The sequence below is a fragment of the Bradyrhizobium sp. USDA 223 genome (assembly GCF_044909005.1).
In the GTDB taxonomy this organism is placed as follows: Bacteria; Pseudomonadota; Alphaproteobacteria; order Rhizobiales; family Xanthobacteraceae; genus Bradyrhizobium; species Bradyrhizobium yuanmingense.
In genome coordinates this window covers 2,923,624-2,942,517 of record NZ_JBIYDR010000001.1, presented here as the reverse complement: position 1 = coordinate 2,942,517, position 18,894 = coordinate 2,923,624, and the positions used below count along the sequence as shown (strand labels likewise).

Genomic DNA, 18,894 nt, shown 5'->3' with positions numbered 1-18,894 from the left:
AGGGAGCGGCGGGCGATTCTGATAGTGAAGCTTCGTCAGGCCCGGCGGGCCGGTTTTCCCTTGGCGGCCAAGGCTGCGCGCGATTCCCTCGCGAGACGTTCGGCGGAGGCCACGAGCTGCGGCACGGGATGTCCGGAAAATCCCAGCACGAAGCCGGGCAGGGGACGCCCGCGCGAATAGGTGTCGGCCAATAGCCAGCCTTCGGCGTCGGCCGCTTGCTTGGCATGCGCCGCCACCGCCGGATCGACGGCAGGATCGAATCGGGCGACAAGATGCAGGCCTTGTGAGGGCACCGGCACCGAAAGCGCGCCACCGGATGCGATTTCCAGCCTCTCGGCGAGCACGTCGCGCGCCTCGCGATAGAGTTTCCGCACGCGCTTCAGATTCGCCGCGAAGGCGCCGGAATTGAGCATGTCCGCCACCGCGCCCTCCATCAGCGTGCCGGGAAAGCGGTCGAGCGCCGCCCGCGCCGTCGTCACGTCCGCGATCAGGCGTTCGGGCAGCGCGCAATAGCCGATGCGCAAGCCCGGAAACAGCGTCTTGGCAAAGGTGCCGAGATAGATCACGCGCTGGAGGCGATCGATGCCGGCGAGTGACATCAGCGGCGCGCCGTCATAGCGGAACTCGCTGTCGTAATCGTCCTCGAGCACGAATGCGCCGGCCTGTTTGGCCCAGTCCAGAAGCTCGAGTCGTCGCGGCATCGACATCTGCACGCCAAGCGGAAACTGGTGCGACGGCGTAACGTAGGCCGCGCGCGCGGACGGCGCCGCGATGCGGCCTTTGGCGACGCGCATCCCGTGCTCGTCCACCGGGACGGGCACGGCGCGATAACCGCAATGGGCGATGGTTTTTCGCGCGGCGGGATAGCCCGGGTCCTCGCACCAGACCTGGTCGCTGGATTTCAGGATCGCGCTCAGCACGATGCGCAGCGCGTGCAGCGTGCCCGAGGTCAGCATGATCTGGTCGGGATCGCAACGCAGCCCCCGCGCCGACAACAGATGGTCGGCGATCGCCACGCGCAGCTCGCGGCTGCCGCGAGGGTCGCCGTAATGCAGGTGCTCGGTTCCGAATGCGCGCATGCGGCGGCCGACGAAAGCGCGAAAGCGCTGCACGGCGCGTTCGTCGATATGGGTGCAGCCAAGCGCAAACGCGCCTTGCTTTGGAGCTTCGAGAACGACCTTCGGCTTGTTCGGCTCGGCCGCGCGCTGGGGGATACGCGCCGCGACGAACGTTCCGGAGCCGACCGTTGCGTCGGCAAAGCCGTCGGCGATCAGGCGCTCATAGGCGGTGACGACGGCGTTGCGGCGGAAGCCGGTCTGCCTCGCCAGCGTCCGCGACGGCGGCAGCGGCTCGCCCGGCCTGACCAGGCCGGAGACGATCATCTCGCAGAGCGCCTGATAGAGCCGGTGCGCGGCGGAAGCGCCGGCCGTGACGTGAGGGCCGGTGAGATCGAGCGGAAGCTCGGGCTTGGTTCGGGAGGAATTGGTCGGAATTTTTTGCATGGAATTGGAACTATCGCAGACCAAATGCGCCGCTACAACTGCTCCGGATTTCTTCCATCCGAGCAGGAGCGGCCGTGAGCCAGACCGAGACCTCGAATTCCTATCCGACATCGGCACGCAACCAGGTGAAGCGCCGGCACGACCGCGGCTTCTATGATCACGACACGGTTCACCGCATCCTGGATTCCTCGATGCTGTGCCACGTCTCCTACGCAATCGACGGCCAGCCCTATTGCACGCCGACCTTCTTCTGGCGCGAGGGCACCAGGCTGTATTGGCACGGATCGAGCGCCAGCCGCATGCTACGCAACCAGAGCAAGGGCGAGCGCGTCTGCCTGACGGTCGCCCATCTCGACAGCCTCGTGCTGGCACGCTGCGGCTTCAACCATTCCGCCGACTACCGCGCCGTGATGGCGTTCGGCACGGCCTATCTCGTCACCAACCCTGATGAGAAGGAGCGGGCGGTGATCGCGATGGTCAATCGCTTCTTCCCGGATCGCACCGCCGGCCTGCGACAGAGCACCACGCAGGAAATCAAGGCGACGTCCTTCATCGCAATGGAAATCGAGGAAGCCTCGGCCAAGATCCGCGCCAAGGGCGTCGCCGACGACGACGAGGACTATGCGCTGCCGATCTATGCGGAGCGCATTCCGGTCCGCACCGTGCTCGGCGCCCCCGAACCGTGCCCACGCCTGCTCGATGGTGTGAGTCGGCCTGCGACTCTGAACGGCTATTCCGAAGGCCGGCTGCTCGAAGATGCATTGCGGGATGCATATTTTCTGGAGTACCCGAACGGCTGAAATCGGCTAGTTTGCGCGCTCCCTGGGACCATTGGAATGTCTGGAGTCGCCCGAATGAATGCCGAAACGCAGCAGCGGATTCTTGACGCCGTCGACAGCGGCTTCGAGGCTCAGCTTGCAACCACCCGCGATTTCGTCGCGATCCCTTCGACCCGCGGGGCGGAGGGACCATGCCAGGACATGATCGGCGATCTCCTGCGCGAACGCGGCTACGAGGTCGACGACTGGCATATCGACGTCGAGGATTTGAAGGATCTGCGCGGCTTCGGTCCGATCGAGCACGACTTCTCGAAGGCGCGATCCGTGGTGGGAACTTACCGTCCGAGAACCAATGGCGGCAAGTCGCTGATCCTGCAAGGGCACTGCGATGTGGTGCCGGCCGGTCCGCTAGAATTGTGGGAAACGCCGCCATTCGCGCCGGTCATCAAGGACGGCAAGATGTTCGGCCGCGGTGCCTGCGACATGAAGTCCGGGACGATCGGTGCGCTCTATGCGCTGGACGCGATCAAGGCCGCGGGCTTCAGGCCGACGGCGCGGATCCATTTCCAATCGGTGATCGAGGAGGAGAGCACCGGTGTCGGCGCACTCTCGACGCTGCAACGCGGCTATCGCGCGGACGCCTGCTTCATTCCGGAGCCGACCGGCGGCAAGATGGTGCGCTCCCAGGTCGGCGTGATCTGGTTCCGCCTCCGCGTGAAGGGGCATCCGACCCACGTTGCCTTCGCAGGCTCCGGCGCGAACGCGATCATGGCGGCATATCACCTGATCCAGGCGCTGCAAAAGCTCGAGATCGAATGGAACGAGCGGGCCAAGGCCGACCGTCACTTCAAGACGCTCGACCATCCCGTCAACTTCAACGCCGGCATCATCAAGGGCGGTGACTGGGCCTCGAGCGTGCCGGCCTGGTGCGATGTCGACTGCCGGATTGCGGTGTTGCCGGGCTGGTCGATCGCCGATCACCAGAAGGAGATCATGGCTTGCGTCGCCGCCGCTTCGCGAAACCACCGCTTCCTCGCCAACAATCCGCCGCAGGTCGAATGGTCCGGCTTCCTGTCGGAAGGCTATGAGCTGACCAACGCCGCGGAGCCTGAGGCTGCGTTCGGAAAGGCCTTCAACAGCGTCTATGGCGGCACGCCAGAGGACCTCGTCTTCACGGCACTGACCGACACGCGCTTCTACGGCCTCAACCACGGCATCCCGAGTCTGTGTTTTGGTGCCAGCGGAGGCGAGATGCACGGCTTCAACGAGTTCGTCGACCTGGAGTCATTGAAGAAGGCGACCAAGGCGATGGCGCTGTTCATCGCGGAATGGTGCGGCGTGGAGAAGGCGTAGGCCTCTTCGCCGTCATTGCGAGGAGCCCTTGCGACGAAGCAATCCAGGCTGTTGCCGCGGAGACAGACTGGATTGCTTCGCTGCGCTCGCAATGACGGATGATAGTCCTGTAGAATCGGCAAAGGCGCACTTGCGCCGTGCCCACCACCTTTCTCTCAGATGAACCAGGATGGTGGGGCACGCTCCGCTTTGCCCACCCTACGACACCTCGGCTCGTAGCGGTCGGTGCCCAATCCACCGGCTCCCTCAAATCCTTTAAGCTTAAAAGAAAGACTAGGATGCCGCCCTGACCGGTGGCAGACTGGCGTTCGTTCGTCGGACGAGTCCTCGGGAGCAACGATGCGCGATTGGGATGACGCTTATGCCAATTCGGCCCACATCCCGGGCTCGGACAAGCTGCCGGCGCTGTGGGCGGAGCGGGCGGCGGCCTACCGCGCCGGGATGAGGGAATTTCGCCCCGACATCGCCTACGGCGCCGGCGAGCGCCAGAAGCTCGATCTGATCCTGCCTGACGGCGACAGCAAGGGTCTCGTCGTCTTCGTCCATGGCGGCTACTGGATGCGCTTCGACAAATCGACCTGGACCGATCTCGCCGAAGGTGCGCGGCATCATGGCTGGACGGTGGCGCTGCCGAGCTACACGCTGGCACCGGCTGCCCGCATCTCCGATATCACTGCGGAAATCACTGCCGCGATCGCCAAAGCGGCATCGCTCGTCTCGGGGCCGATCCGGCTCGCCGGCCATTCCGCCGGCGGCCATCTCGTCACGCGCATGCTGTGCGACGACAGCCGGCTCGAGTCCGCCGTCTACAACCGCATCGCCGGTACGCTCTCGATCAGCGGCCTGCACGACTTGCGTCCGCTCCTGAAGACGGGGATGAACGAGACGCTGCGAATGACGATGGAGGAGGCGACGCTGGAAAGCGCGGCGCTGCATCTGCCACGAGGGCATTCGCCCGTGACGGCCTGGGTCGGCGGGAGCGAGCGGCCCGAATTCATCCGCCAGTCCGATCTGATGGCCAATATCTGGACCGGCTTCGACGTGCCGACGCACCTCGTCGTCGAGCCCGGCCTCAACCATTTCACGGTGATCGATGGGCTCAAGGATCCGTCGTCACAGATCACCGCGCGCCTGATCGGCCTCGACGGATGAGGCCAGGGACGATCGATCGAGAGGGCCAGCCATGACGTCCAGCGATTACGATCCCACAAGCGAAGGCGCCGAGACCGATTTCACCCGGCGCATGTCCTACGGTGATTATCTCGCGCTGGACGCGATCCTCGGTGCGCAGCATCCGCTGTCGGAGGCGCATGACGAGATGCTGTTCATCATCCAGCATCAGACCACGGAACTGTGGATGCGGCTCGCCATCCACGAGCTCGCGGCTGCGCGCCGTGCGATCTCACGGGATGAGGTGCAACCCGCGATGAAGATGCTCGCGCGGATGTCGCGCATCTTCGAGCAGCTGAACGGGGCCTGGGACGTGCTGCGCACAATGACGCCGAGCGAGTATACCCGCTTCCGCTCGCAGCTTGGACAATCCTCGGGCTTCCAGTCGCGGCAATACCGGCTGATCGAATTTCTGCTCGGCAACCGCAACCACGCCATGCTGAAGCCGCACGCGCACGATGCGGAGACGATCAAGCTGCTCGAAGCCGAGCTCGCGACGCCGAGCCTCTATGACGAGGTGCTGCGGCTTGCCGACCGCAACGGGCTCAAGATGCCTGCTGCGGTGCTGGCGCGCGACGTTCGCGAAACCCACAGCTTCAACGAAGGCGTGCTGCAGGCCTGGCGGATCGTCTACGAGGCGCCAGAAACCCACTGGATGCTCTACGAACTGGCCGAGAAGCTGGTCGATTTCGAGGACTATTTCCGGCGCTGGCGCTTCAACCACGTCACCACGGTCGAGCGCGTCATCGGCTTCAAGCGTGGTACCGGCGGCACTGGCGGCGTCAGTTATCTCAAGCGCATGCTCGAGGTCGAACTATTTCCCGAGCTCTGGCGCGTGCGTACGATTTTGTAGGGATGTCCATGACCCGGCTTCGCGTTTACGACGATACCAGAGCCTTGTTCCATTTACCTGACGGCGTGATCTATCTCGACGGCAACTCGCTTGGCGCGTTGCCGCTGGGCGTTGCCGAGCGTGTCAACCGCGTGATCACCCAGGAATGGGGCAACGAGCTGATCCGCGCCTGGAATAGTGCAGGCTGGTATGTGCAGCCGCGCCATGTCGGCGACCGCATCGCGCGGTTGATCGGCGCGGATGCAGGCTCCGTGATGGTCGGAGACACGCTGTCGCTCAAGGTCTATCAGGCGCTCGCTGCCGCGCTCGACATGAACGTCTCGCGCAAGGTGATCCTGTCGGATACCGGCAACTTCCCGACTGACCTCTACATGGCCGAGGGCCTGATCGAAACGCTCGGACGCGGCCATCAATTGCGCCTGGTAGCACCGGAGGAGATCGAGACCGCATTGTCGGAGGAGGTCGCGGTGCTCTACATCACCGAGGTCGACTACCGCACCGGCCGCCGCCACGACATGGCGAAGTTGACCGCGAAAGCGCATGCGCTCGGCATCGTCACGGTTTGGGATCTCGCCCATTCCGCCGGCGCGCTGCCGGTCGATCTCGCCGGGAGCGGCGCCGATTTCGCCGCGGGGTGCACCTACAAATATCTCAACGCCGGCCCCGGCGCGCCGGCCTTCCTCTATGTCGCACCGCGCCATGCCGACGGCGCGCGCGCCGCGCTGTCGGGGTGGATGGGCCACGCAAAACCGTTTGCGTTCGAGCTTGCCTATGCGTCCGCGGGCGGCGTCGAGCGCATGCGCGTCGGCACCCCGCCGGTGCTCGCCATGGCGGCGTTGGAGGCCTCGCTCGATATCTGGGACAAGGTCGATATCGCAGAGGTTCGTGCGCGTTCGCTGGCGCTGGGCGATCTCCTGATCGGTGAAGTCGAGCGCCGCTGTCCGCAACTCAAGCTCGTGACGCCGCGCGACCATGAGCGGCGTGGCTCGCAAGTCTCCTTCGCCTTCGCCGGCGGCTACGCCGCGATGCAGGCCCTGATCGCGCGCGGCGTCATCGGTGATTTCCGCGCGCCCGACATCATGCGCTTCGGCCTCACGCCGCTTTATGTTGGAGCGGACGAGATCATGCGCGCGGCGGAGATCATCGAAGAGGTGATTGCCAACGAGATTTGGCGCCGGCCGGAGTACCAGGTCGTGAATGCGGTGACGTGAAGGACGCTTCTCAGATGTCCGGGATGATTACCTCGGACGTCATTGCTTTGCCGAGCGGGGCAATTCACGTTGAGACAACAATGAATTGGGAGGACTTTTGATGACGCCGCTCGAGAAGCTTAAAGCGATGAAGATGCCGTTCGCCGAACTCAAGGGCGTCGAGTTTGTCGAGGCGGAGAAGGACCGCGTGGTGGCGCGGATGACGGTCCGGCCCGAACTCTGCACGCTTCACCACACCATCCACGGCGGGGCCGTGATGGCGCTGGCCGATTCCGTCGGCGCGGCGGCGACCGTGATCAATTTGCCCGAGGATGCCAAGGGGACCACCACGCTGGAGAGCAAGACCAATTTCATCGGCGGGGCCAAGGAGGGGGCCACGGTCATCGCCACCGCCACCCCGGTGCACAGGGGTCGGCGGACCCAGGTCTGGACCACCAGATTGGAAACCGAGGACGGCAAATTGGTTGCGGTTGTGACCCAGACCCAGCTGGTCCTGTGAAACTGCGGGACTTTGATTTTATTAACGAATTGGTCGCTTCGGTGCCCGAAACTTGGGCAGGTCTCCGTCTTGAAAATCATGGTGCGATGCACAATATAGGAGGCCTAGGGATTCGAACGCCTCCTCGAGGGAACACCAAGAGGAGTTCTGACGTGGTACTTGAAGACGCCGTCCGTACCGTTCCCGGCTATGTACGGACCCTGATCCAGCAGGAAGAATTGCCGCTCCTGCGCGATCAGCTGCTGAGGCTTGATGCCGGCAGCCGGCATGACCGTTTCAACGGCTTTCTCGACGACAGCTTCATCGAGCGCTATGCCGCCCGCTGTGCCGAGGACGGCACCGTGATCGTTGCCTATATCGTCGATGGCGTGGTGCGCGGCGCGGCCGAGCTGCACCCGCCGGAGGACGGTTCCTTGCCGGAGGTCGCCTTTAGCGTGGAAGCCTCAGCGCGCCGCCAGGGCGTCGGCACCGTGCTGTTCCGCCGCCTGATCGCAGAGGCCCGCTGGAAGGACTACAAACAGCTGCGCATCACCACGGGCGCGGACAATCATGCGATGCGGGCGCTCGCCAGGAAGTTCGGGGCCCATCTGGCTTTCCGCCACGGTGAATCGACCGGCACGATCGACCTCGCCAAGACGCCCGAGGCCGAGCTTGCCGATCTCGCGGCCTCGCCGTTCACGGCTGGGCGCGCGCTCCTCAGCTTCAACAGCACGTGCTGGAAGCTGATCTCGAGCATGTACGGCAATCGCGCCGCATAACCGGGAATTGCGGACAGGAATCACAAAGCGGACCGGCCAGGCCGGTCCGCTTTCGTGTTCGGTGCGATGAAAGGAATGCTCAGCTGCGCGTGCCGGCGCCGAAGCGGCGGACGACGCGGCGTTCGACCACGACGGAGCGCTGCGCGCCCTGTTCGCCGGCGATCACGCGCGTGGCGGTGATGCGGCTGTTGGTGCGGGCCTGCTTCTTCACCTCGGCCTGGACGACGTCGAGCGGCATTCCCATCAAGGCTGCGGCGATCTCGGCCTGCTGCGCCTGGTCGTCGGTGATGCCGACAGCGGCGAAGATCGCCTCGTCCAGGGTCGGGGGATCGTGGCGGACGCGCCGCGTGCCATATTTGGTATTCCAGTCTGCGCTCATAACGGCCTCATCTTGATGCCGGGATACCTAGTGCCGCCAATGTTGCATTGCAATATGGAATCGGTGCGGCATCTCAGCTATGCACCGGTCTGGTGTCACAGCGGTGACGCAGCACCTGCGCCGACCTCCACCCGTTGCTGAGGCCAACGTTTCAGGGCGGCGTGTCCAGCTTCGGTGAGCCGGTAGATTCCCCGCTCCGTGCGTTCGAACCAGCCATACACATTGTTAAGCAAGATCTTGCCGGCATCGGGGCAGCGTTCGCGCAGCTCGCGCACCGGCTTCGATCCTTCGGCAAGGGCCGACGCGCAGGCCAGCGCCTGCTGGCGATAGGCCGTCATGATCGGTGCGCGGGTGCTGCCGCCGAGCACGGGGTCGCCCTGGCGGCGCTGATGCTCGGCGACGAGACGCGAGCGGACCTTCGGCTCGCGGCGCGGCGCCGCGGTCGGCGGCTTCACCAGTACTTCGACCTGGCCGCGATCGGTCACGCCGAGCATGCCGAAGCCGAGGCGGCGGCAGAGATTGCGATAGCGCGCGTCGCTCTCGCGTCCCTTGCCGCGCGCGGACATCTTCGCCGCGATCCAGACCTCGTCACCGGCCGGCGCGCGATCGACCGCCTGCAGGATCAGCTCGAGATTGAAGGCAAGCTTGAGCTCGCCGATCACCACGACCGGCGGATCGCCGGCGCTGAGGCCAACGAGATCGCAGCCGCCGATCTCGCCCTTGACCGTGAAGCCGAGCTCTTCGAGGAAGCGTTTGACGGGCAGGTAAAGCGCGGTTTCCAAGGGGGACGTCCGATCGGAGAATCAGTTGTGGACAGTCTAGAGCGTTCTCGGCCCTGATTGAATCCGGGCCGATGTCTCTAACGTTCCAATCGGAACGCGATTACATCCGTCCACCGACGGGGATCAGGGCGCCCGTGACGCCGCTCGCGGCATCGCTGGCGAGGAACAGGATGACTTCGGCGAGCTCCTGGGGCGTCACCCATTTGGAAAAGTCGGCTTTCGGCATGTCGGCGCGGTTGGCCGCGGTGTCGATGATCGAGGGCAGCACCGCGTTGACGGTAACCTTGCCCTTCCACTCGTTTGCGAGGGCCTCGGTCAGGCGATGCACGCCGGCTTTCGACGCGGCATAGGGGCCCATCCCGTTGCCGGCCTGCAGTGCGCCCATGGCGCCGATATTGACGATGCGGCCGGCCGTGGACTTGGCAAGGTGCGGCAACGCCGCACGCGAGGCGTTGAGCGCGGTCAGCACGTTCAGCGCATGCATGCGCTGCCACGTCGCGATATCGCCGTCGCCGACGGTCTCGAAGGCAAAGCCGCCGGCGATGTTGATCAATGCGTCGAGCCCGCCGAAATGCTTTGCCGCCGCATCGACGGCCGTTTTCGCCTGCGCTGGGTCGGACAGGTCAACGCCCGCGATGTCGATGTGGTCAGCGCTTGCGGCGGTTTGCGAAGACGCGTGATCGATGCCAGCCACGCGCGCGCCGCGTACCAGCGCCGTTTCCGCGACTACTTGACCGAGCGCGCCGCGTGCGCCCGTCACGATCAAGATCTTGCCTTGCATGATCGTTCTCCCGGCACAGCCGCCCTATGCTTGCAGATAGCGCGCCTTCAGTGCGTCTCGTTCTGCCGTGCCGAGCTTGAGCCCGTCGCGCAAATAGGTTTCGAGATCGCCATATTCGCTGCCGACCGCTTCGAAAGCGGCCGCAAGGTACGAGGCCTCGACGCTGCCGATCGCGTCGAGAACATCGGCGGGCAGATCGGAGACGTTCGACGGGTCGCGCTTGTAGTGCCGGTTGGTCAAGAGATAATCCTCGGCGATGACCTCGTCCGCCACGCCCAGCGCATGCAGGATCAGCGCGCTGGCGAAGCCGGTGCGGTCCTTGCCGGCGGTGCAGTGGATCACGAGCGGTGCGCGATCTTCCAGCAAATGACCGAACAGCGCGCGGAAGCTGTGCGTGTTGTGGCGCACATAATTGCGGTAGGACTCGCGCATGAGCTCGAGCGCCACGGCCGCGGTCAGCGTGCCTTTCGCGAGCTCGGCGCGCAGCCCGGCCACGACGGTCGGTTCGATCGGCAGCGAATGCACCGCAATCTCGTCCACGACGCAGATGCCGGTCGCGCGCTCCTCCAGGCCACGGAAATCGAAGGCGCTGCGCACGCCAAGCGCGCGGACGACCTCGATGTCGGCAGCCGTGAGCTGGCCGAGATGGTTGGAGCGGAAAATATGCCGCCAGCGTGTGGTGCGGCCATCAATGGTCGGGTAGCCGCCGAGGTCGCGGAAATTGCTCGCACCCTGCAGCGCGAGATGGCGGGCAGGGGAGTCCTTCGGGGAGGAGTCTTGCATGGTATCAGCTTGGGCTATGGTTCCACCGGATGCACGTTTGGCGTCCTTGCGGTCTATTACAGGGGGCGATCATGAGCCGGCACAAGGCCATTGTTTTGACGGTCAGTATGCTGGCGGGCGCAATGCTTGGTGCGCGGCAGGCCGATGCGCAGACCTTCCAAACCTACCGCTGCGCCGATGGTACGCAGTTCATCCTGGGCATTTATGACCACGACAAGCGGGCCTTCGTCCAGATCGATGGCCAGCCGGTTACGCTCGCCAAGCGGCTGGCTGTTTCGGGGACGCGCTATTCGGGGGCGGGAGTCACGCTGAGGATTCCCAAGACCGGGCCCGCTACGGTCAAGCACCTGAAGCGGCCGGTTACGGCCTGCGCGGTGGTCGAAAAGCCCGGGATCTAGGCGCGGGCGCGCCTGGAATTAAAAAGAGCCGAAACGCCGTTGTTTCGACCCCTTTTTCAAACTGCCGCCGGCCGCTTGGGAAAGCCCGGCACTGTCAGACCAGCAGCTGGCATCAGCGTTCCCATTTGGGCTTGGCTTCGTCGACCGCATCCTGGTGATACCAGCTGTCGCTGCAGATCGAGACGTTCGCGGGCAGCGACGCCTGATCGGCGGGAAGACGGGTCTCGCCATAGCGGCGTCCGGCGAGGGCCGCACGGCCGCCGACGGGGAATTGGTAGATCTTTGCAGATCCGTGACTCAGACCATTGTTCATCATTGCGATTCTCCTTGGTCGAAGCGCCTTGGCCTCCATGGTGCGCCCGACTCGTTCGATTGTGGTTACTGGAATCCCCATATCGGCCGCTCATCCCTGATTGGAAAGTGCTGAAAAGGAAATCAGTTTCCGCTCAATTTGTAGGCAGATGGCCTTCTGCATCCTCCAAGGCACGCTACCGCTGAACAACGCGTGGGCCATTCCGAACGTTGCTGGGGAGGGGCGGGGGAGTTTGCGAAAGTTACCGGACGTTGATGCGTGTTTGATCGGCAACGCGCAGGGCGGCGTCCGCTGCTTCTAAAGCGGGCGTTTTCCGCCGGATTTTTGCAGCGCAGCTTCGGGCAAAGGTGCGCGGCTATGACGCACGGTGCCGTGGAGGGCTCGTCCGCGGTGAGGAGGAGCCGGAAGCGGTGGAGAACCGCCCGTACTGCGGCCTTTTGGCACGCGAAATGCTTGGGAAGCGCTGGCCGATGATGGCCGGGTACAAACGTGCGGGGGCCCTCCCGGGCCCCCAACCTTTCGCATCATCTACAGAGAGGCTCAATGACCAAGTACAAGCTCGAGTACATCTGGCTCGACGGATATACGCCGACTCCGAATTTGCGCGGCAAAACTCAGATCAAGGAATTCGCGTCGTTCCCGACGCTCGAGCAGCTTCCGCTCTGGGGCTTCGACGGCTCCTCCACCCAGCAGGCCGAAGGCCACAGCTCCGATTGCGTGCTGAAGCCGGTCGCGGTGTTCCCGGACGGTGCGCGCACCAACGGCGTGCTGGTGATGTGCGAAGTCATGATGCCCGATGGCAAGACCCCGCATCCGTCCAACAAGCGCGCCACCATCCTGGACGATTCCGGTGCGTGGTTCGGCTTCGAGCAGGAATACTTCTTTTACAAGAACGGCCGTCCGCTCGGCTTCCCCGAGTCCGGCTATCCGGCGCCGCAGGGCCCGTACTACACCGGCGTCGGCTACTCGAACGTCGGCGATGTCGCCCGCAAAATCGTCGAAGAGCATCTCGACCTGTGCTTGGCTGCCGGCATCAATCATGAAGGCATCAACGCGGAAGTCGCCAAGGGCCAGTGGGAATTCCAGATCTTCGGCAAGGGCTCCAAGACCGCTGCCGACCAGATGTGGATGGCCCGCTACCTGATGCTGCGCCTGACCGAGAAGTACGGCATCGACATCGAATTCCACTGCAAGCCGCTCGGCGACACCGACTGGAACGGCTCGGGCATGCACGCCAACTTCTCGACGGCCTATATGCGTGAAGTCGGCGGCAAGGAGTATTTCGAGGCGCTGATGGCCGCCTTCGAGAAGAACCTGATGGACCACATCGCCGTCTACGGCCCGGACAACGACAAGCGTCTGACCGGCAAGCACGAGACCGCGCCGTGGAACAAGTTCAGCTACGGCGTTGCCGACCGCGGCGCTTCGATCCGCGTTCCGCACTCCTTCGTCAACAACGGCTACAAGGGCTATCTGGAAGACCGCCGTCCGAACTCGCAAGGCGACCCCTACCAGATCGCTTCGCAGATCCTGAAGACGATCTCGTCCGTGCCGACCGACAAGAAGGCCGCGGCCTAAGATCCTCCCGGCCCGGGCTGGGGGGCTGGCCCGGGTTGGCATTCAATCCGCCGGAGCGAAGGCTCCGGCGGATTTTTGCATTTTGATGACAACCGTTCCTGTGCCTGCCGACCGGGGCGCCGCGAAACTTGTCCATCGCCGCCGAAAGCGGGATAGAGTGCATCCGGATGCGCGCAGGGCCGGGGGACACGGCTGGTGATTGAAGGCTTCTACAAGGTGAGATTTCAGCTCGGCGATACCGTCGGCCGCAGCGTGATGCATGCCGGCGACGGCAAGATGCTCGGCGGCAATTCGGCCTTTGCCCATATCGGCACCTATGAGAAGACCGACAGCGGCGTCGACATCGTCATCAAGACCGTCCGCCATAATCCCGATCCGAGCTACCGCGCCATGGCGGGCACCGACGATGCGACCCTGATCGCGAAGGGCTGGGCCGACGGTGATCTCTATCGCTTCAAGGGCGAGCTCAAGGAGCTGCCAGGCGTGCCGTTTCAGTCGCTGATGACGCCGATCACGGACGAGGAGGTGCCGATCGCCGGCGGCGTCGGCGAAGCCGGCATCAGCGACGGTCTTTACTCCATCCATTTGCGCATGCTCGACGGCCTCGACGGCGGACTCACCGGGGTGATGCTGCTCAACCAGGGCCGCATCCTCGGCGGCGATGCGGCTTTCTACTACCTTGGCAGCTACACCGCCGCGAAGGGCCGGTGGAAGGGCCAGATCCTCAACCAGGAGCACACGCCGGCCAAGGACGATCCGATCTTCGGCGGCCACGAGGTCGGCATCGGCTTCTCCGGCAGCTATGACGCGGAGCAGGCGGTGCTGGAGGCAACCGCGCTGGCCGGCAAGCGGAGCTTGCGCCTGACCGCAGCGCTCAAGCTGATGCATCGCGCCTGAGCCACACATGGCAGACGTGAACCGACTTGAGCCTTGAATTTGCCGGGCCACAGACGCAACGTGACGATCATGCGGACTTTCCTCCTTGCCATGCTCTTTGCGCTCGCCGCGCCCCTGACGGCGCAGGCGCAATCGGCTGATCTCGTGTTGTGCGACCGTCTCGCCGCCGATCCCAGCGATCCCGACAAGCCGGCTGACGTGAAGGGCGTCGCGGAGATCGCGTCCGCCGACATCGCGACCGCGGTCAAGTTCTGCAGGCAGGCGGCAAACGCCTCGCGCCGGGCGATGTTCGCGCTCGGGCGCGCTTACGCGGCGAACCGGCAGACGGCTGAGGCGATCGCGGCCTGGCGCAAGGCGGCCGACAAGGGATCGAGTGCGGCGATGGTCGAGCTCGGTGTTACCTACGCCGCCGGCTCGGGCGTCGCCAAGGACGAGGCGCAGGCGCGTAAGCTGTTCGAGAAGGCGGCGCAGGCCGGCAACCCCCGTGGCGTCAGCAATCTCGCAGCGCTCGGTGGCGCAGGTGGCGCCGCGCCGGCCGATCCCGCCCAGGCGCGCGCGCTGCTCGGCAAGGCCGCCGAGACCAACGCGGAAGCGCAGTACCAGCTCGGCCTGATGTTGTCTGAAGGCGATGGCGGCGCAAAGGACGATGTCGCGGCGCGCGCGCTGTTCGAGAAGGCGGCGGCGCAAAACCATCCCGGCGCGCTGGAGCGGATGGGCGCCTTTGCGCAGGAAGGCCGCGGCGGTGCGAAGGACAAGGACGCGGCGAAAGCCTATTACGAGCGCGCCGCCGCGCTCGGCGACGAGGATGCCAAGAAGGCGCTGGAGCGCATTCGCTGTCCCTATGCGATCAAGGACAAGCAGGGCAGGCTGGTCACCACGCTGTGCTTCTAACTCACTTCATGTAGTAGGCGAGGTCGTTGCGGGCATCGCGATAGGTGGTCTCGAGATAATGCGGATATTTCCGCGCGGCCTGTTTCACCGCGCGCGCCACGCAATCCTCGAAATCGGCGTTCCAGTCGAAGTGCTTGTTGTACTCGTCTTCGAATTTGACCGCCGTGATGATGGCTTGCCTGATCGCCTCATCGTCGGCGCGCGGATGAGCGCGCTTCACATAGCCGAACATCGGCCCTTCATGGGCATGGGCGCGTTCATGGCGGTACTGGATGATGAACTGCTCCGGCGAGAAGGTACGATTGACGCGGACCTCTTCGGCAGTCGGACGTCCCGCAATCGTCTCCAGCCGGTAGCGTTGGCGCCAGAGCGCGTAGGCGGCATCGAGCAGCGGCTGCTTCGCGGCGCCGGCGATGATCGCGCTGAGCTCGTCTTCGGCTGATTGCGTGTCCATGCGCGATTGGTCGTGCGTCCGTGGGGGCTGGTTCGAGCCTGGCACCGATCGCCCGAGGAGCTTTTTTCGGAGGCCGGCAAACAAACCTCCAAAACAACCCCATGCACAGTAGCCAATTCCCTGAAATCATTGACTGCGGGTTTTACGAAGTGAAGTTTTGACCCGTCGGGCAAAACAGGGGCATAATGGCATCATGGCGGGCGGAGGTCCCCGGCGTGGCGATGCGCGGAAAAGCCGGTGGCTTCGCTGTGGCGTCGGTGCTAGGTAGCCCGCAACTCATTTTCGATTTGCAGGTTCAGGACGTTGCTGGACGGGCTCTACAAGGTTGAATACGGCGTCAACGATGGGTTCGGCTGCAGCATCATGTGCCTGCACGACGGCAGGATGCTTGGCGGCAATTCGGGCTTCGCGCATCTCGGCAGTTATGTCGAACGCGACGGCGAGATCATCGCCCAGGTCATCACCGAGCGGCACAACCTCGACCCCAGCTACAAGCCGCTGATGGGCGCCGACGTCGCTTCGATCGGGGCCCGCGGCCGGCTGTACGGCAACCAGATTCGCCTCGAAGGCGGCGCGGACACCATGCCGGGCGCCAGGTTCTGGGCCAATCTCACGCGCCTCGACGACGAAGGCTTGCCGCCGACGGGACGGTCGGACCGGGCGGTATCGCCAATGGGCTCTATGGGATGGGCTTGCGCGCGCTCGACGGCGTCGATGCCGGCCTGTCCGGGGTGATGCTGCTGATCGACGGGCGCATCCTAGGAGGCGATGCGTTCTTCTACTATCTCGGCTCCTATTCCTCGGCGGACGGCCGCTGGAAGGGCGAGATGCTGAACCAGGAGCACACGCCGGCGAAAGGCGAGAACCCGGTGTTCGGCGGCCTCGAGGTCGGCATCGGCTTCTCCGGGACCTGCACGGAAGACAGCGGCGAGCTCGAAGGCATCGCGCTCGCGGGGAAGCGAAGCCTGCGGCTGAAGGCTTCGCTCAAGCTGATGCGAAGGGCGTAGGTTGCCGATAAATTCCGTCGCGTCTGCTCCGAAGCGACATTCAAGTGGCGCATCTGGATGTCAGCGGCCGGTGCCCCAGGTTTTTTCCAGAAAGGCGAAGATTCGTCGCTGAGCCTCGTGGGTTGCGCTTAGGTCGTATCGGTAGCTCACTTTAGTGCCACGAAAATCGATTTTTGAGAACCCGTTCAGGTGCTGACAGTCCCAACAATGCGTAGCATTCGGGAAGGTGTACCACTCAACGGGTGCACCTGCGTTCTTTGCCGCTTGAAGTTTGGGAATACATTCTTCAGGCGGCGTTTCGGTATCCTTATCGCCCATCAAGACCAGAGTAGGACGGTCAATCTTGGTCTGAACGATTTCATATGGAGGGCCTGCTTTAGGTTGGATTGAGAAGCACCCCGGATACACCGCCACAGCTGCTGTAAATGCTTCACTCCCTGGCGCAGCTGCTCGCCAATTGCTGCTGCTGCCCAGCAGCGCGACCATTGCACCCCAGGAAAACCCTACATGGGCGACTCGTTGCTTGTCGACGAATGGAAAGGCTCGTAGGTGATCAGCAGCCTGAAGAGCATCGCGGACGCCGCGCGGAAAGTTAACGCCCTTCTTCACTTCCAAACACACCATATCGACATCGCGAGGTCCCAAGGAATCTATCAAAAGGACTACGAAGCCTTGCTGAACCGCAGCTTGCGCCCAGGCGCCCATCGACCTGTTCGGGCCGCCTTTGGTGCGCAGACCGGCACATTGGTGGTGCAGGACCATAGCAGGAAACGGTCCCGCTCCCTTCGGTTTGAGCAAGATCATACGTGAACCGTCTGCTGGGCTAGCGGACGGCGAATCGGGAAACGTCAGATCCTTGGCGCCTGTAGCAGCAGCAAACAACCCCTGAGCGCTGGCATTATGTTGATTCAGCCAAACAACGGCAGCAACCACGCCGAGCCACTTGGCTAGCGTACGTACTCTCTTGGGGTGAGATTGAATGAAATAATTCATATTCGCTGAGATCAAAAATCTCCGCCGCCTCATGCCCATTTCCCCTGCTCGAACCGACATCATAGCGGGTCAGACTAGCGCTTCGATAGGGGCTGAAAGTGCACGCGCATTCAAGATGACGGCCCGGCCATGTCGGCCTTGGGTCGAAATGCGAAGAACTCAGGTTGAGCAAATCTTGTCCACTCTACCGCCATAAGCGGACCTCCGACAGATGTGTCGCAACTTCGCAGATGGGCCAGGAGCGGTCGTCGGGTCCAATCAATCTACCAGCAACCATAAGGAAGTAGACGCGAGCGGTTCCATCTAAACAAGAATGGATTGCTTCTCCATCTCTGGGTAGTCGCAGCTGGATCTTGAAAGGCGGAAAGCATGGTGCCAGCAGACTACGTCTTTGGCTTCGCTATCGCGTTGGTCATCGGGTCAAACCTGTATCTTGGCCCGCGTATCGCAAGCGAGCGTATTGCCATGCAGTGGGGTCCCAACGGCGAGCCGACTTGGTACGCCCCAAAATGGCTCGCAATGTGGGGGATGATTGCTTTCATGGTGGCCATCCGGCTCTTCATTTGGCTGGCTTCAACCTATGCGCCACAGCATGTGCACGGCGCCGAATTAGGAATAGTCATTGTCTCGCTGATCGCCCTCGGTTCTCATCTGTTCGTTTTGATGAAGGCGAGAGCGCCCCTCTGAACGTTCGCGCAGGTCGGCCGAGGATCAGAGGCTGACGGCCGCGACCGTCGCGGCTTTGAGCGTCTCATGAACGAAATGGAAATGCATGCCTATGGCACACTCGCGCAGGCTCTCGCCGAGAGAGCCTACCAGCTTGCTGAGAGCGATTCGTGGGCCAATGATTTGGCGTCCCAATTTCCCGACGCCCCGCGTCCAATCTTCGCTCATAACGATAGGTTCACATCGCTTGCGCTCGTTCTGTGGCGGCTCGGCATACTCAGACCGCTTAATCCATGGCCGACGGGATGGTCGAGTGTCTTTGCGTTTGAGTGCGGCACACAGGAGGCTGATCAAGTAGCCAAGCGCAATTGGAAAAATAGTGGCCTAAGCTTGCCCGAACTACTGGAAGCCTTCATCGACTTTTTTGATAGTTACGGAAAGGACTACTACGACTTTTCCAGCGCCATATACGTGCCGTTCGGGCGTAACGGCCTGATGACTGGGATTCTTGAGGCTCTGGTCCCGCTTGGTTATGTCGAGAAAACTGACGAAGGATATGTTTGGACGGACGCCGAGCCCGTAATGCGCATTTTGTACGGATTCAAGAGCCTCTCAGATCCAGACGCTTTTGAGCCCCGAGAGGCCGCTCTAGCCACTCCGGCTTTTGCAAACCAATGACCTGCACGCACAGTTCAACACATTCATTGCAAATAGCACCGGCGGTCTGCTGACCTTTTGCGCTCACGGATACGGCGTTGATCAAGGAAACGACTTCTTCCGGCTCCTTTCCACAAAAGGAGCAAACTAAGCCCGAGGTCGTCATCCTCTGATCCTTCTGCCAAGCAAG

21 protein-coding genes and 1 pseudogene are annotated in these 18,894 nt (G+C 63.4%); 14 read left to right on the top strand and 8 right to left on the bottom strand.

All coding sequences use genetic code 11. From position 1 onward, the window contains the following. Nucleotides 1–35: 35 nt before the first annotated feature. Nucleotides 36–1,502: a PLP-dependent aminotransferase family protein gene (locus ABIA40_RS13600; RefSeq protein ID WP_271546921.1), complete on the bottom strand. Its 1,467-nt coding sequence runs from the start codon at nucleotides 1,500–1,502 to the stop codon at nucleotides 36–38. Nucleotides 1,503–1,576: 74 nt separating this feature from the next. On the opposite strand from ABIA40_RS13600, the gene ABIA40_RS13595 reads away from it, so the two are divergent. From ABIA40_RS13595 to ABIA40_RS13565, 7 genes are all read left to right on the top strand, one after another. Further along, nucleotides 1,577–2,302: a pyridoxamine 5'-phosphate oxidase family protein gene (locus tag ABIA40_RS13595; protein WP_271546919.1), complete on the top strand. Its 726-nt coding sequence runs from the start codon at nucleotides 1,577–1,579 to the stop codon at nucleotides 2,300–2,302. A gap of 54 nt (nucleotides 2,303–2,356) precedes the next feature. Further along, nucleotides 2,357–3,634 carry an ArgE/DapE family deacylase gene (locus tag ABIA40_RS13590; RefSeq protein ID WP_271546917.1) on the top strand — a complete coding sequence of 426 codons (1,278 nt, stop codon included), beginning with the start codon at nucleotides 2,357–2,359 and terminating at the stop codon, nucleotides 3,632–3,634. Between the two features lie 339 nt (nucleotides 3,635–3,973). Continuing rightward, nucleotides 3,974–4,786, top strand: a complete 813-nt coding sequence (locus ABIA40_RS13585) for an alpha/beta hydrolase (RefSeq protein ID WP_271546915.1) — start codon at nucleotides 3,974–3,976, stop codon at nucleotides 4,784–4,786. 31 nt (nucleotides 4,787–4,817) lie between these two features. Further along, the gene (kynA, locus tag ABIA40_RS13580; RefSeq protein ID WP_036033884.1) at nucleotides 4,818–5,657 is read left to right on the top strand and encodes a tryptophan 2,3-dioxygenase; all 840 of its coding nucleotides are present in this window, start codon (nucleotides 4,818–4,820) and stop codon (nucleotides 5,655–5,657) included. Nucleotides 5,658–5,665: 8 nt separating this feature from the next. Beyond that, complete coding sequence (gene kynU / locus ABIA40_RS13575) at nucleotides 5,666–6,868, top strand: kynureninase (protein WP_271546911.1); 1,203 nt, start codon at nucleotides 5,666–5,668, stop codon at nucleotides 6,866–6,868. 100 nt (nucleotides 6,869–6,968) lie between these two features. Beyond that, complete coding sequence (locus ABIA40_RS13570; protein WP_036000401.1) at nucleotides 6,969–7,367, top strand: PaaI family thioesterase; 399 nt, start codon at nucleotides 6,969–6,971, stop codon at nucleotides 7,365–7,367. Nucleotides 7,368–7,519: 152 nt separating this feature from the next. Beyond that, entirely contained in the window at nucleotides 7,520–8,125 is a 606-nt protein-coding gene (locus ABIA40_RS13565) for a GNAT family N-acetyltransferase (protein WP_404541495.1), read from the top strand. Between the two features lie 79 nt (nucleotides 8,126–8,204). Here the strand turns inward: ABIA40_RS13565 and ABIA40_RS13560 are convergent, their stop codons facing one another. The 4 genes from ABIA40_RS13560 to ABIA40_RS13545 form a co-directional block, all read right to left on the bottom strand. Beyond that, nucleotides 8,205–8,504 carry a hypothetical protein gene (locus ABIA40_RS13560; protein ID WP_128261949.1) on the bottom strand — a complete coding sequence of 100 codons (300 nt, stop codon included), beginning with the start codon at nucleotides 8,502–8,504 and terminating at the stop codon, nucleotides 8,205–8,207. Nucleotides 8,505–8,599: 95 nt separating this feature from the next. Continuing rightward, on the bottom strand, nucleotides 8,600–9,286 hold the full coding sequence (locus tag ABIA40_RS13555; RefSeq protein ID WP_128261948.1) for a DUF2161 domain-containing phosphodiesterase: 687 nt from the start codon (nucleotides 9,284–9,286) through the stop codon (nucleotides 8,600–8,602). Nucleotides 9,287–9,386: 100 nt separating this feature from the next. Then, complete coding sequence (locus ABIA40_RS13550; RefSeq protein WP_275509632.1) at nucleotides 9,387–10,067, bottom strand: SDR family oxidoreductase; 681 nt, start codon at nucleotides 10,065–10,067, stop codon at nucleotides 9,387–9,389. A gap of 24 nt (nucleotides 10,068–10,091) precedes the next feature. Further along, nucleotides 10,092–10,850, bottom strand: a complete 759-nt coding sequence (locus ABIA40_RS13545) for a tyrosine-protein phosphatase (RefSeq protein WP_404541492.1) — start codon at nucleotides 10,848–10,850, stop codon at nucleotides 10,092–10,094. Nucleotides 10,851–10,921: 71 nt separating this feature from the next. Here ABIA40_RS13545 and ABIA40_RS13540 point away from each other — a divergent pair, with 71 nt between their 5' ends. After that, nucleotides 10,922–11,248: an MliC family protein gene (locus tag ABIA40_RS13540; RefSeq protein WP_275509634.1), complete on the top strand. Its 327-nt coding sequence runs from the start codon at nucleotides 10,922–10,924 to the stop codon at nucleotides 11,246–11,248. A 112-nt stretch (nucleotides 11,249–11,360) separates the two neighbouring features. On the opposite strand, the gene ABIA40_RS13535 is transcribed toward ABIA40_RS13540, so the two are convergent. Further along, nucleotides 11,361–11,564, bottom strand: coding sequence for a DUF2735 domain-containing protein (locus tag ABIA40_RS13535; protein ID WP_036022780.1), 204 nt, complete (start codon nucleotides 11,562–11,564; stop codon nucleotides 11,361–11,363). Nucleotides 11,565–12,104: 540 nt separating this feature from the next. On the opposite strand from ABIA40_RS13535, the gene ABIA40_RS13530 reads away from it, so the two are divergent. The 3 genes from ABIA40_RS13530 to ABIA40_RS13520 all read left to right on the top strand — a co-directional run bounded on the left by ABIA40_RS13530 (nucleotide 12,105) and on the right by ABIA40_RS13520 (nucleotide 14,927). Beyond that, nucleotides 12,105–13,139: a glutamine synthetase beta-grasp domain-containing protein gene (locus tag ABIA40_RS13530; protein ID WP_157284640.1), complete on the top strand. Its 1,035-nt coding sequence runs from the start codon at nucleotides 12,105–12,107 to the stop codon at nucleotides 13,137–13,139. Nucleotides 13,140–13,334: 195 nt separating this feature from the next. Next, nucleotides 13,335–14,036, top strand: coding sequence for a GrlR family regulatory protein (locus ABIA40_RS13525; protein WP_271546897.1), 702 nt, complete (start codon nucleotides 13,335–13,337; stop codon nucleotides 14,034–14,036). A gap of 69 nt (nucleotides 14,037–14,105) precedes the next feature. After that, nucleotides 14,106–14,927 (top strand): tetratricopeptide repeat protein, encoded by an 822-nt coding sequence (locus ABIA40_RS13520; protein WP_404541488.1) that lies wholly within the window; start codon nucleotides 14,106–14,108, stop codon nucleotides 14,925–14,927. A 1-nt stretch (nucleotide 14,928) separates the two neighbouring features. Here the strand turns inward: ABIA40_RS13520 and ABIA40_RS13515 are convergent, their stop codons facing one another. Beyond that, nucleotides 14,929–15,381 (bottom strand): hypothetical protein, encoded by a 453-nt coding sequence (locus ABIA40_RS13515; RefSeq protein ID WP_404541486.1) that lies wholly within the window; start codon nucleotides 15,379–15,381, stop codon nucleotides 14,929–14,931. 303 nt (nucleotides 15,382–15,684) lie between these two features. Here ABIA40_RS13515 and ABIA40_RS13510 point away from each other — a divergent pair. Then, nucleotides 15,685–16,388, top strand: a pseudogene (locus ABIA40_RS13510) (GrlR family regulatory protein). 60 nt (nucleotides 16,389–16,448) lie between these two features. Here ABIA40_RS13510 and ABIA40_RS13505 read toward each other — a convergent pair. Then, nucleotides 16,449–17,381: a dienelactone hydrolase family protein gene (locus ABIA40_RS13505; RefSeq protein WP_157284644.1), complete on the bottom strand. Its 933-nt coding sequence runs from the start codon at nucleotides 17,379–17,381 to the stop codon at nucleotides 16,449–16,451. 369 nt (nucleotides 17,382–17,750) lie between these two features. On the opposite strand from ABIA40_RS13505, the gene ABIA40_RS13500 reads away from it, so the two are divergent. Together ABIA40_RS13500 and ABIA40_RS13495 are read left to right on the top strand one after the other, a co-directional pair. After that, nucleotides 17,751–18,068 (top strand): DUF1648 domain-containing protein, encoded by a 318-nt coding sequence (locus tag ABIA40_RS13500; protein WP_404541484.1) that lies wholly within the window; start codon nucleotides 17,751–17,753, stop codon nucleotides 18,066–18,068. Between the two features lie 66 nt (nucleotides 18,069–18,134). Beyond that, entirely contained in the window at nucleotides 18,135–18,725 is a 591-nt protein-coding gene (locus tag ABIA40_RS13495) for a hypothetical protein (RefSeq protein ID WP_404541482.1), read from the top strand. Nucleotides 18,726–18,894 lie beyond the last annotated feature (169 nt).